We start from the raw sequence: 12,803 nt of genomic DNA on the forward strand, positions 1-12,803 counted from the left end.
CGTTCAGCCCGTCAGTACGCGTCATCGTTGACGATCATCGCGAGCAAGCTTCGCTCCTACAAAAAACAAGGCCAGCCCCGGGGAACGGGGCTGGCCTTGGTTCTGGTGTGGCCGAGCGAGTGGGCTTACAGCAGGCTGATCGGGTAGCTGATGATCAGGCGGTTCTCGTCGAACTCGTTGGTGCTGAAGTCGCGGCGCATGGTCGAGTTGCGCCATTTGACGTTGAGGTTCTTGAGCGTGCCGCTTTGCACGGTGTAGGCCAGTTCGCTCTCGCGTCCCCATTCCTTGCCGTCGGTGATGGTGCCGGTGTGCACGTTGTCGCCCTTGATGTAGCGGTTCATCAGGGTCAGGCCGGGGAAGCCGACCGCGACGAAGTTGTAGTCATGGCGCAGCTGCCAGGATCTTTCCTGGGCGTTGTCGTAGCTGGCGTTGTAGCTGTCGTTGGCCAGGGTGCCGCCGCTGGTGCCGTTGACGCGCATCCAGGCGCTGTCGCCGGTGAGTTTCTGCAGGCCGACGTAGAAGGTGTGGCCGCCGTACTTGGCCGAGAACAGGCCCGACCAGGTCTTGTTGTCCAGGTCGCCGGCGCGGGCGCTGCCATCTTCCTTGCCGTAGAAGAAGCCGATGTTGGCGCCCAGGGTCCAGTCGCCCAGCGGCTGGCTGTGGATCAGGTTGAGGTATTGCTGGCTGTAGATGTCCTTGAGCTGGGCGTTCCACACCCCGACCTGGGTGCGCTTGTCGTTGAAGCTGTATTCGCCGCCCTGGAAGTTGAAGCGGTCGGAGGTGAAGGCCGCTTTGCCGGTCATCGACATGTCGCTCATGCTGCTGTCGTCACGCGGGCTGTTGGCGCGGAACTGGCCGCCGTAGAGGGTCAGGCCGTCAATTTCCTTCGAGGTGATCTGGCCGCCGCGGAAGGTCTGGGGCAGGGAGCGACCGTCGTCCGAGCGCAGGATCGGCAGCACCGGCATCCATTCACCGACCTTGACCTCGGTCTGCGACAGGCGGGCCTTGAATGCCACGCCCGTGCGGCCGAAGTGGTCGGCCGGGCGCCCGTCGTGATCCAGCGGCAATAACTGGGTACCGCCGGTGCCTTTGCCGCCATCGAGCTTCAACGAATACAGCCCCAGCACGTCCATGCCGAACCCGACGGTGCCTTGGGTGAAGCCGGATTTGGCATCGAGGATGAAGCTCTGCGTCCATTCTTCAGCCTTGCCCTGGGCCTTGCCCGGGTTGGTGAAGTTGCGGTTGATGTAGAAGTTGCGCAGGTTCAGGTTGACCTTGGCGTCTTCGAGAAAGCCGGACTCCGCGGCCATGACCGGCAGGGCCGTGCTGGCGATGCTGACAGCCAGCAGGCTGGGCAGCAGTGAATAGGGAGTGCGAGTGGATGGCTTCATGGATCGGGCTCTCTAATTGTTAGGGGTGAGGCTGGGCGCTGCCGCAACGTCAGGTTGCAGACAAGGTTGAAACCGGGAGGGTGGATGGAACGGAATCAGCCGGAGCGGGCAGGGCGCGGGGTCATGATGACGAACCTGTTGTTATTGGCTTTTGTAGGTGCGGGGAATGGTGCGTTGGATCAACGACCCTGTTCAATTGGCCTTGGCGGGTTTTGGGCGATTAACGAACACAAGTGACGGCGGTCTTCGGCCCATAAAAAAACCCACCGCAAGGTGGGTTTTTTTCAAGCGTCATGCACTCAGAACAGCTTCAGTGGCGGTGCCTCTTTGCTCACTTCCGCTTGCTGCGAACCTTGCTCGTTCCAACCGCCGCCCAGGGCCTTGTACAGGTTGACCTCGCTGGTCAGCTGCGCAAGCCGGTCGGTGATCAACGCTTGCTGCGCGCTGAACAGCGAGCGCTGGGCGTCGAGGAAGGTCAGGTTGCTGTCGACACCGATGCGGTAGCGACGCTCGGCCAGGCGGTAGTAGTCCTGGTTGGCATTGACGAAGTCACGCTGGGCCTGTAACTGCTGGTTGTAGGTCTGGCGTGCGGCCAGGCCATCGGAGACTTCCTGGAAGGCGGTCTGGATGGACTTCTCGTACTGCGCGACGTTGATGTCTTTCTGGATTTTCGAGTAATCCAGGCTGGCGCGCAGGCTACCGGCGTTGAAGATCGGGATATTGATCTGCGGCGCGAACGACCAGGTGCCCGAACCGCCCTTGAACAGGCCGCCCATATCCGGGCTCAAGGTCCCGGCATTGGCGGTCAGGCTGATGCTCGGGAAGAACGCCGCGCGTGCCGCGCCAATACTGGCGTTGGCGGCTTTCAGGTTGTGCTCGGCGGCGAGGATGTCCGGACGGCGTTGCAGCAGTTCCGACGGCAGGCCGGCGGGCAACTCGCTGAGCAGGTCGGCCGACAACGGCTGCGGGCTCGGCAGGTTGGCCGGGATCGAGGTACCCAGCAGCAGGGTCAGGCTGTTTTCGTCCTGGGCCACCTGGCGGGTATAACGCGCCAGTTGCACCCGGGCGTTTTCCACCGAGGTCCGCGCCTGGCTCAGGTCCAGGGCCGAGGCCACGCCGACTTCGTTGCTGCGCGAGGTCAGGCGGTAGCTCTCCTCGTAGGCCGCCAGGGTGTCCTGGGTCAGCTTGAGCAGTTCCTTGTCGGCCTGCCAGGTCAGGTAGGCGTTGGCCACGCTGGCCACCAGGCTGATCTGCGTGCTGCGCCGGGCTTCTTCGCTGGAGAAGTAGGTCTGCAAGGCCTGCTCGCTTAAGCTGCGAACGCGACCGAACAGGTCCAGCTCATAAGCGCTGACACCCAGGGTTGCCGAGTACTGGCTGGAGATGGCCGCTTCACCGGTCTGCGACAGCCGTGCCGGGGTGCGTTGACGGCTGCCGCTGCCGTTGGCCGAGATCGCCGGGAACAGGTCCGCGCGCTGGATCTGGTACTGCGCGGCGTAGGCGTCGATGTTCAGCGCCGCGACCCGCAGGTCGCGGTTGTTCACCAGCGCGGTCTGGATCAGCTGCTGCAGGGCAGGGTCATGGAAGAACTGCCGCCAGCCCTGTTCGGCGGCTGCCTGGTTGGCAGCCTCCGCAGGCGAATAGGCCGGCCCTTGCGGGTATTGCGCCGCGACCGGCGCTTGCGGCTGCTGATAATCCGGTATCAGCGAGCAACCACTCAGCACGGCGGCGGTGATTGCGAGGGAGAGTAGCGACTTGCTCATTGGCCAGCCTCTTCAGGAGTTTCGGTAGGTTGCGCTTCGAGTGCCTTGCGGCGGCTCATCGAGGACACGGTGACGAAGAACAAAGGCACCCAGAATATCGCCAGGACAGTCGCGGTGAGCATACCGCCAATCACGCCGGTACCGATCGCATGCTGGCTACCCGAGCCTGCGCCGGTGGAGATGGCCAGCGGTACCACACCGAGCACGAAGGCCAGGGAGGTCATGATGATCGGACGCAGACGCATGCGGCAGGCTTCGATCGCCGCGTCCACCAGGCTGCGGCCCTGCTCGTGCAGTTCCTTGGCGAACTCGACGATCAGAATGGCGTTTTTCGCCGCCAGGCCGATGGTCACCAACAGCCCCACCTGGAAGTACACGTCGTTGGACAGGCCGCGCAGGCTGGTCGCCATCAGCGCACCGATGATCCCTAGCGGCACCACCAGCATGACCGCGATCGGAATCGACCAGCTTTCATACAGCGCCGCCAGGCACAGGAACACCATCAGCAGCGACAAGGCGTACAGCGCGGGAGCTTGCGAGCCCGACAGGCGTTCCTCGTAGGACAGGCCGGTCCAGGAGATACCGACACCGGCCGGCAGCTTCTTGGCGATGGCTTCGACTTCGGCCATGGCTTCACCGGTGCTGTAGCCCGGCGCCGGGGCACCCAGGACTTCCACCGCTTCCACGCCGTTGTAACGAGCCAGTTTCGGCGAACCGTAGATCCACGTGCCCTTGGCGAAGGAGGCGAACGGCACCATGGTCCCGGCGCTGTTGCGCACGTACCACTTCTTCAGGTCCTCGGGGCTCATGCGAGCGTTAGGCTGACCCTGGATGTACACCTTCTTCACCCGACCGCGGTCGATGAAGTCGTTGACGTAGCTACTGCCCAGGGCAATCGACAAGGTGTTGTTGATGTCGGAGATGGTCACGCCCAGGGCGCTGGCCTTCTCGTCATCGATTTCCAGCTGGTACTGCGGCTCGTCGTTCAGGCCATTCGGACGCACCTGGGACAGGATCTTGCTTTGCGCCGCCATGCCGAGGAACTGGTTGCGCGCTTCCATCAGTTTCTCGTGGCCGATACCGGCGCGGTCCTGCAGGAACACGTCGAAACCGGTGGCGTTACCCAGCTCCAGTACTGCCGGCGGGGCGAAGGCGAATACCATCGCATCGCGGAAGCTGAAGAAGTGCTGCTGGGCCCGGGCCGCCAGGTTGAACACGCTGTTTTCCACGGAGCGTTCGTCCCACGGCTTGAGCATGATGAACGCCATGCCTGAGCTCTGGCCACGACCGGCGAAGTTGAAGCCGTTCACGGTGAAGACCGAGGCCACGGTGTCCTTTTCCTTGTCCAGCAGGTAGGCGCGCATTTCATCGACTACCACCTGGGTCCGCTCGGAACTGGAACCGGCCGGGGTCTGTACCTGGGCGAACAGTACGCCCTGGTCTTCTTCCGGAAGGAACGCAGTCGGGATGCGGGCGAACAGCCAGATCATGCCGACCACGATCAGCACGTAGGCCAGCAGGTAAGGCGCCTTGTGCCGCAGGATGTTGCCCACGCCACGCTCGTAGCTTTTGACGCTGCGGTCGAAGGTACGGTTGAACCAGCCGAAGAAGCCGCGTTTCGGCGCGGCGTGTTCGCCGTGGGGAATGGCCTTGAGCATGGTGGCGCACAGGGCCGGGGTGAAGATCAGGGCAACCAGTACCGACAGGGCCATGGCCGAGACCACGGTGATCGAGAACTGCTTGTAGATCACACCGGTGGAACCGCTGAAGAACGCCATTGGCAGCAGTACCGCCGACAGCACCAGGGCAATACCGACCAGGGCGCCCTGGATCTGGCCCATGGACTTCTTGGTCGCTTCCTTGGGTGACAGGCCTTCCTCGGCCATTACCCGCTCGACGTTTTCCACCACGACGATGGCGTCGTCCACCAGCAAGCCGATGGCCAGCACCATGCCGAACATGGTCAGGGTGTTGATGCTGAAGCCGGCGGCCGCAAGGATGCCGAAGGTACCCAGCAACACCACCGGAACGGTCATGGTGGTGATGACGGTGGCGCGGAAGTTCTGCAGGAACAGGAACATCACCAGGAACACCAGCACGATCGCTTCGACCAGGGTTTCAACCACACCCTTGATCGACTCGGTCACCACCGGGGTGGTGTCGTACGGGAATACCACTTTCATCCCTTGCGGGAAGAACGGTTCCAGGTCGCTGATGGTCTTGCGCAGGGCCTTGGCGGTGTCCAGGGCGTTGGCGCCGTTGGCCAGTTTCACGGCCAAGCCGGAAGCCGGGGCACCGTTGAACTGGGCACTGACGGAGTAGTTTTCACCGCCCAGGGCCACATCCGCGACATCGCCCAGACGCACTTGCGAGCCGTCCGCGTTGACCTTCAGCAGGATCGCCTTGAACTGCTCGGCAGTCTGCAGGCGGGTCTTGCCGATGATGGTGGCGTTAAGTTGCTGGCCTGGCAGGGCTGGCAAGCCACCGATCTGGCCGGATGACACCTGGACGTTCTGCGCCGCCACGGCGTTTTTCACGTCGACCGGAGTCAGGTTGAAGTTGTTCAGCTTGGCCGGGTCGAGCCAGATACGCATGGCGTACTGGGCACCGAACACCTGGAAGTCACCCACGCCCGCGGTCCGCGAGATCGGGTCCTGCATGTTGGACACGATGTAGTTCGACAGGTCGTCCTTGGACATGCTGCCGTCCTCGGAAACCACACCGATCACCAACAGGAAGTTCTTCACCGCCTTGGTCACGCGGATACCCTGTTGCTGCACTTCTTGCGGCAGCAGCGGGGTGGCCAGGTTCAGCTTGTTCTGTACCTGGACCTGCGCGGTGTCCGAGTTGGTGCCCTGCTCGAAGGTCGCGGTAATGGTCATGCTGCCGTCGGAGTTACTTTCCGAGGACACATAACGCAGGTTGTCGATACCGTTGAGCTGCTGCTCGATGACCTGGACCACGGTGTCCTGCACGGTCTGTGCAGAAGCGCCTGGGTAGGTCACGGAGATGGCGATCGCTGGAGGCGCGATGCTCGGGTATTGGTTGATCGGCAATTTGAGGATCGATAGAGCCCCGACCAGCATGATCACCAGGGCGATTACCCAGGCGAAAATCGGACGGTCGATAAAAAATTTCGACATGGTTTACTCCCCTTTGCCGCCTGCAGCTTTGTCAGTTGCCTGTGCAGTGGCCGGGTTTTTTGCTGGAACGTTGGTCGCTTCGCTGGCTTTGACTTCGACGCCAGGTCGGACGAATTGCAGCCCTTCGGTGATCAGGCGATCACCGGCCTTCAGGCCGTCCTCGATCAGCCACTGGTTGCCGACGGTGCGGCTGGCCTTGAGCTGACGCAGTTCAACCTTGTTGTCCGGACCAACCACCAGGGCGGTCGGTGTGCCCTTGAGGTCACGGGTCACGCCTTGTTGCGGGGCGAGGATCGCCGCGGCATTCACGCCGGCCTGCAGTTGCGCATGCACGAACATGCCGGGCAGCAGGGTGTGTTCCGGGTTCGGGAACACCGCGCGCAGGGTCACGGAACCGGTGGTTTCGTCGACCGACACTTCGGAGAACTCCAGCTTGCCGTCGAGCTTGTACTGGCTGCCGTCTTCCAGAGTCAGCTTGACCTTGGCGGCGTTGTCGCCAGCCTTCTGCAGGCGACCGCTTTCCAGCTCGCGGCGCAGCTCGAGCAGCTCGACCGACGACTGGGTGACGTCGACGTAGATCGGGTCGAGTTGCTGGATGGTTGCCATGGCGGTGGACTGACCGTTGCTGACCAATGCGCCTTCAGTGACCGAAGAACGGCCGATACGCCCGGAGATCGGCGACAGCACCTTGGTGTAGCGCAGGTCGATCTGGGCGCTCTGCAGCGCGGCTTCCGATTGCAGGCGGTTGGCGACGGCGGTGTCGTATTCCTGGCGGCTTACGGCTTGCTCGTCGACCAGCTGCTTGTAGCGATCGGAGATCGACTTGGTCGATTGCAGGTTGGCTTGGGCGCTCTTGAGGGTCGACTCATAGACCGACGGATCGATCTGATAGAGCTGCTGACCTTCCTTGACGTCGCCGCCTTCCTTGAACAGACGCTTGAGAATGATGCCGTTGACCTGAGGACGGACTTCGGCGATCCGGAACGCAGTGGTGCGCCCTGGAAGCTCGGACGTCAGGGTAAAGGCTTGAGGTTGCAGGGTGACTACGCCGACCTGAGGGGCTTGTGGGGCGGGAGCCGCCTCTTCCTTTTTACATCCGCTGAGCAGCGATGCCAGGGCGACGGCAGTGACCAGAGCGGTAACAGCTGGCTTGAGTTGCATGAAGATCCTCGGGTCAGGCGCGCAAAATGCGCACTCGAAAAGTGGAAGGGTAAAAAACGAGTGCTGAGTGGATAAGTAGCTTGCTAAGGAATATACTTACGTTCATGGTTGTTTGTAAATACCTTGGCGGCGTACCCATTCGGTTACAAAAGCCGTTGCAAGTGTCGAAGTGTAGGTTGGGCAAACGGCACCCGAGATGCCGTTCCATATTTATTCAGATGAGCTTCATGCATCGCTGAAACATCCTGATCGAGGTTTACTGCCATGGTCCGTCGTACCAAAGAGGAAGCTCAAGAAACCCGCAAACAGATACTCGAGGCGGCTGAAAAAGCCTTCTACGAGCGCGGTGTGGCGCGTACCACCCTGGCCGATATCGCGGCGTTGGCCGGTGTCACGCGTGGAGCCATTTACTGGCATTTCAGCAACAAGGCGGATCTGGTGCAGGCCATGCTCGATACCTTGCGCGAGCCGCTGAATGAAATGGCCAGGTCCAGTGAAGACGAAGAGGAAGTCGATCCGCTGGGATGCATGCGCAAGCTGCTGATTCATTTGTTTCATCAAATTGCCCTGGACCCGAAAACCCGACGCATTAATGAGATTTTGTTTCACAAGTGCGAATTCACCGATGAAATGTGCGACTTGCGGCGCCAGCGTCGCGCGGCCAGCCTGGATTGCAACGTGCATATCGAGCTGGCGTTGCGCAATGCCGTGAAGCGGGGACAACTGCCCGAGAACCTCGATACTGCCCGGGCGGCCATCAGCATCCACGCCTATATTGATGGCATTCTTTATCAGTGGCTGTTGGCGCCGGACAGTTTCGAACTCCATAAGGAAGCGGAGCGCTGGATCGATACTGGATTGGACATGCTGCGCCTGAGTCCCAGCCTGCGTAATTGAGACAAAATGCGGAATTACGTCGGCAGATGTCAACGTTTGCGCGTTATAAAACGCGATGTTTCATTCGTCACGGCTCACCGGGATGCCTTTATATACGTGCCGACTTTATCTTGATAGATAGCGAGCTACGTATTTTGTAGGGAAATTGTTGCGAGTATGTGAATGAGTGTGAGTACCGCGGCTTACAAGGGCACCGAGCAACCGGTCAAAGGTATAGCACTGATTTGCCTGGCGGTTTTGCTGTTCGCCAGTCATGACACCCTGTCCAAATACCTGTCCGGGTTCTATCCCATCGTCATGGTGGTCTGGGCCCGGTATGTGGTGCACACGCTGTTGATGCTGGTGGTGTTCGTGCCGCGCAGCGGTTTCTCCGCCGTGGTGCGTACCAAGCGTCCGGGCCTGCAACTGTTGCGCGCCTTGTGCCTGATCGGCACCAGCCTGTTTTTCACCACCGGCCTGCGTTATATCCCCCTGGCCGAGGCCACCGCGGTCAACTTCCTCGCGCCTTTGCTGGTTACCGCCTTGTCCGTGCCGCTGCTGGGCGAGCGGGTGACCCGCAGCCAGTGGCTGGCGGTGCTGGCCGGTTTCGTCGGGGTATTGATCGTGATTCGTCCGGGCGGCGCCTTGTTCACCCCGGCGATCCTGCTGCCGCTGTGCTCGGCCTTGTGTTTCGGCTTCTATCAGTTGCTCACCCGCAAGCTCAGCGGTGTCGACAGCCCCACCACCAGCAACTTCCTCACCGGGATTCTCAACAGCCTGATCATGAGCGCGGCGCTGCCGTTCTTCTGGAGCACGCCGACCCTGGGGCACGCCCTGTTCATGATCGGCCTCGGGACCTGCGGCATGCTCGGCCACCTGTTACTGACCCAGGCTTTCCGCCATGCCGCGCCGGCGATGCTGGCGCCATTCAGCTACGGGCAGATTCTATTCGCCGGCATGTACGGCTACCTGATCTTCGATCACACCCCGGACAGCTTCGGCATAGTCGGGATCGCGGTGATCTGCCTCAGCGGCCTGGCCGTGGCCTGGGGCCAGCGCAAACGCGGCTGATCGCGCCCCACCTTCAGGTGAACGCGAATGAAAAAGCCCCGGCTCTTGCGAGTCCGGGGCTTTTTATTGAAGCGTCTTACAGCGTCGGGTAGTCGATATAGCCGACCGGGCCCTTGGCGTAGAACAGCTCGGGACGCGCGTCGTTCAGCGGTGCATCGGCCTTCAGGCGGGCCGGCAGGTCCGGGTTGGCGATGAAGGGCACACCGAAGGCCACGGCATCGGCCTTGCCGCTGGCCAGCCAGGCGTTGGCGCTGTCCTTGGTGAAGCGTTCGTTGGCGATGTAAGGGCCGCCGAAGGCTTCTTTCAGTTGTGGGCCGAGGCTGTCGGCGCCTTCTTTCTCGCGCGAGCAGATAAAGGCGATACCGCGTTTGCCCAGCTCGCGGGCGAGGTAGGTGAAGGTTTCCGAGAGGTTCTCATCACCCATGTCGTGCAGGTCGGCACGGGGCGACAAGTGCACGCCCACACGGCCGGCGCCCCAGACTTCGATCGCCGCGTCAGTCACTTCCAGCATCAGCCGCGCACGGTTTTCCAGGGAGCCGCCGTACTGGTCGGTGCGCTGGTTGGTGGAGCTTTGCAGGAACTGGTCGAGCAGGTAGCCGTTGGCGCCGTGGATTTCCACGCCGTCGAAGCCGGCGGCCTTGGCGTTCTCGGCGCCGACGCGGTAGGCGTCGACGATGTCGGCGATTTCAGCGGTTTCCAGGGCACGCGGGGTCGGGAAGTCGGCCAGCGGACGCACCAGGCTGACGTGGCCCTTGGGCTGGATGGCGCTGGGCGCGACCGGCGCTTCGCCGTTCAGATAGCTCGGGTGGGAGATCCGGCCCACGTGCCACAGTTGCAGGAAGATCTTGCCGCCCGCGCCGTGAACGGCCTTGGTCACGTTGCTCCAGCCGCGCACCTGGTCGTTGGACCAGATGCCCGGGGTGTCCGGGTAGCCGACGCCTATCGGGGTCACCGAGGTGGCCTCGCTGAGGATCAGGCCGGCGGAGGCGCGTTGTACGTAGTACTCGGCCATCAGCGCGTTCGGTACGCGGCCTTCGTCGGCGCGGCAGCGGGTCAGCGGCGCCATGATGATGCGGTTGGCCAGCTCGAGGTCGCCGAGTTTGATCGGATCGAAAATAGTCGTCATGAAATACACCCTTCTTTAGATGAACGTATCAGTTGGTGGCAGGAGCCAGTTCGGCATTGCCGCCCTGGCGAAAGGTAATCAGCGTCACCAGCAGGGCCAGGACCGCCAGCGCGGCGGCCGCCAGCGGCACGTTGACCAGGCCGTAGCCGTGGGCGATGACGCTGCCGCCGACCCAGGCGCCCAGGGCGTTGCCGATGTTGAAGGCGCCGATGTTCAGCGTGGACACCAGGTTCGGCGCGGCCTTGCCGAAGGTCACCACGTTGACCTGCAGGGCGGGCACCGCGGCGAAGCAGGCGGTGGCCCAGAGGAACAGGGTGACTTCGGTGGGGATCAGCGCGACGCTGGTCCAGGTCAGCACGGAGCTGGTCACGGCCATGGCGATCAGCACGCCGACCAGGGTTCCCGACAGGCTCTTGTCGGCCATCTTGCCGCCGATGATGTTACCCAGGGTCAGGCCCAGGCCGATCAGCACCAGGGTCCAGGTCACGCCCTGGGGCGAGACGCCGGTCACCTCGCCCAGCAGCGGGGCGACATAGGTGAACAGGGTGAACACCGAGGCGGAGAACAGCGCGGTCATGCTCAGCGACAGCCAGAGCCCGGCGCCCTTGAGGGCGATCAGTTCCGAACGCATGTCGAGCTTCTCTTCGTCGCGCTTGGCGGGCAGGAAGCGGATCAGGCCGATCAGGGCAATCACGCCGATCACGGTCACCGCCCAGAAGGTCGAACGCCAGCCGGCCTGCTGGCCCAGGGCGGTGCCCAGCGGTACGCCGAGCACGTTGGCCAGGGTCAGGCCGGTGAACATCAGGGCCACGGCGGAGGCACGCTTGTTGGCGGGCACCAGGCCTGCCGCGACCACCGAACCGATACCAAAGAAGGCGCCATGGCACAGGGCGGTGACCACACGGGCGAACATCAGCACGTCATAGTCACTGGCCAGCGCACACAGCAGGTTGCCGACGATGAAAATCCCCATCAGCGCTACCAGGGCGGCCTTGCGCGGCAGCCTGGCGGTGGCCAGGGCCATGAACGGCGCGCCGATCGCCACGCCCAGGGCGTAGCCGGTCACCAGCCAGCCGGCGCCGGGGATCGACACACCCAGGTCGTTCGCCACATCGGGCAGCAGGCCCATGATGACGAACTCGGTGGTGCCGATGGCGAAGGCGCTCAAGGCCAGGATGAGGAGCGAGAGGGGCATTGTCGGGTCCTTGTCAGTCTTTGATGCGAAGTTCTGCGGTCAGCTTCTCGAGGAAGGCCTGGATCACATCTTCGTTGCGTTTGAAAAAATGCCACTGGCCGGCTTTCTGGCTGCTGATCAGGCCGGCCCGCTGCAAGGTCGCCAGGTGCGCGGAGACGGTCGACTGCGACAGGCCGCAGCGTTGGTCGATCTGTCCGGCGCAGATGCCGTACTCGTGGTTGTGGGTCTGATCGGGGAACTGGACCTTCGGGTCCTTGAGCCAGATAAGGATGTCTCGTCGTACTGGGTGCGCCAGGGCTTTTATTATTTCGTCGAGGTCGATGGACATGGCGGTGCTCGTTTTCCGTAAAACGTTATATCGCGATGAGGCGAACTTTAAATCGCTATTTCGCGATGTACCAATATGATTTTGATCTGAGATCAGCGTTAATCGGTATATCGGGTTATAACGATATGTGAGGCGCGGTGCTAAGCTGCGCGAATGAATTATCTCGCACATCTGCATCTCGGCGGCCAGCGCCCCGGTCAATTACTCGGCAGTTTGTATGGCGACTTCGTCAAAGGGCGCCTGCAGGGCCAGTTCGACCCGGAAATCGAGGCGGCGATCCAGCTGCATCGCAGCATCGACATCTTTACCGACCGCCATCCGTTGGTGGGCGAGTCGCTGTCGCGTTTTTCCCTGACCCGTCGGCGTTATGCCGGCATCGTGCTGGACGTGTTTTTCGACCACTGCCTGGCCCGGGACTGGATGCTCTATGCCGACCGGCCGTTGGAATTGTTCACTTCGGACGTGTACCGGGTGCTGGCGGCCGAACCCCGGTTGCCTGGGCGTCTGGCGCAGATCGCGCCGCATATGGCCGCCCATGACTGGCTGGGTTCCTACCGCGAGTTCGAGGTGCTGGAGCAGGTGTTGCGGGGGATTGCCCGGCGCCTGTCACGCCCGGAAGAGCTGGCGGCGGCGATGGGCGAGCTGGAGCGGCTGTATCAGCCGTTGAGCGAGGACTTCCGGGCGTTCTACCCGCAGTTGCAGGCGTTCGCCGCGCAACACATGCAGCCGCGGTAGGAGCCGGCAAGGCCGGC

Annotated in this window: 10 protein-coding genes; 3 read left to right on the forward strand and 7 right to left on the reverse strand. The window is 62.4% G+C overall.

All coding sequences use genetic code 11. The features are described from left to right. Positions 1 to 125: 125 nt before the first annotated feature. The 4 genes from J4E58_RS30205 to emhA all read right to left on the reverse strand — a co-directional run bounded on the left by J4E58_RS30205 (position 126) and on the right by emhA (position 7,455). On the reverse strand, positions 126 to 1,391 hold the full coding sequence (locus tag J4E58_RS30205; RefSeq protein ID WP_087089197.1) for an OprD family porin: 1,266 nt from the start codon (positions 1,389 to 1,391) through the stop codon (positions 126 to 128). 299 nt (positions 1,392 to 1,690) lie between these two features. Next, positions 1,691 to 3,151 (reverse strand): AdeC/AdeK/OprM family multidrug efflux complex outer membrane factor, encoded by a 1,461-nt coding sequence (gene adeC, locus J4E58_RS30210; RefSeq protein WP_053259877.1) that lies wholly within the window; start codon positions 3,149 to 3,151, stop codon positions 1,691 to 1,693. After that, positions 3,148 to 6,294: an efflux RND transporter permease subunit EmhB gene (gene emhB, locus J4E58_RS30215; RefSeq protein ID WP_087089195.1), complete on the reverse strand. Its 3,147-nt coding sequence runs from the start codon at positions 6,292 to 6,294 to the stop codon at positions 3,148 to 3,150. Before emhB ends, adeC begins: the two co-directional genes overlap by 4 nt. A 3-nt stretch (positions 6,295 to 6,297) precedes the next feature. Next, positions 6,298 to 7,455, reverse strand: a complete 1,158-nt coding sequence (emhA, locus tag J4E58_RS30220) for an efflux RND transporter periplasmic adaptor subunit EmhA (RefSeq protein WP_009042509.1) — start codon at positions 7,453 to 7,455, stop codon at positions 6,298 to 6,300. Positions 7,456 to 7,719: 264 nt separating this feature from the next. Between emhA and emhR the strand changes: the two genes are divergently transcribed. Both emhR and J4E58_RS30230 read left to right on the forward strand, forming a co-directional pair. Continuing rightward, the gene (emhR, locus tag J4E58_RS30225) at positions 7,720 to 8,352 is read left to right on the forward strand and encodes an efflux system transcriptional repressor EmhR (RefSeq protein WP_087089193.1); all 633 of its coding nucleotides are present in this window, start codon (positions 7,720 to 7,722) and stop codon (positions 8,350 to 8,352) included. A gap of 162 nt (positions 8,353 to 8,514) precedes the next feature. Next, the gene (locus tag J4E58_RS30230; RefSeq protein ID WP_009042511.1) at positions 8,515 to 9,402 is read left to right on the forward strand and encodes a DMT family transporter; all 888 of its coding nucleotides are present in this window, start codon (positions 8,515 to 8,517) and stop codon (positions 9,400 to 9,402) included. A gap of 76 nt (positions 9,403 to 9,478) precedes the next feature. Here the strand turns inward: J4E58_RS30230 and J4E58_RS30235 are convergent, their stop codons facing one another. From J4E58_RS30235 to J4E58_RS30245, 3 genes are read right to left on the reverse strand one after another with little or no spacing between them, the layout of a single operon-like run. Beyond that, positions 9,479 to 10,528 (reverse strand): alkene reductase, encoded by a 1,050-nt coding sequence (locus tag J4E58_RS30235; protein ID WP_007926565.1) that lies wholly within the window; start codon positions 10,526 to 10,528, stop codon positions 9,479 to 9,481. 28 nt (positions 10,529 to 10,556) lie between these two features. Then, positions 10,557 to 11,723, reverse strand: coding sequence for an MFS transporter (locus J4E58_RS30240; RefSeq protein ID WP_087089191.1), 1,167 nt, complete (start codon positions 11,721 to 11,723; stop codon positions 10,557 to 10,559). 13 nt (positions 11,724 to 11,736) lie between these two features. Next, entirely contained in the window at positions 11,737 to 12,051 is a 315-nt protein-coding gene (locus J4E58_RS30245) for a helix-turn-helix transcriptional regulator (RefSeq protein WP_007926562.1), read from the reverse strand. A 153-nt stretch (positions 12,052 to 12,204) separates the two neighbouring features. Here J4E58_RS30245 and J4E58_RS30250 point away from each other — a divergent pair, with 153 nt between their 5' ends. Beyond that, entirely contained in the window at positions 12,205 to 12,786 is a 582-nt protein-coding gene (locus J4E58_RS30250; RefSeq protein ID WP_009042514.1) for an ACP phosphodiesterase, read from the forward strand. The last annotated feature ends 17 nt before the right edge of the window (positions 12,787 to 12,803 follow it).

It is taken from the genome of Pseudomonas sp. FW305-25, assembly GCF_017351415.1.
GTDB classification, from domain to species: domain Bacteria; phylum Pseudomonadota; class Gammaproteobacteria; order Pseudomonadales; family Pseudomonadaceae; genus Aquipseudomonas; species Aquipseudomonas chlororaphis.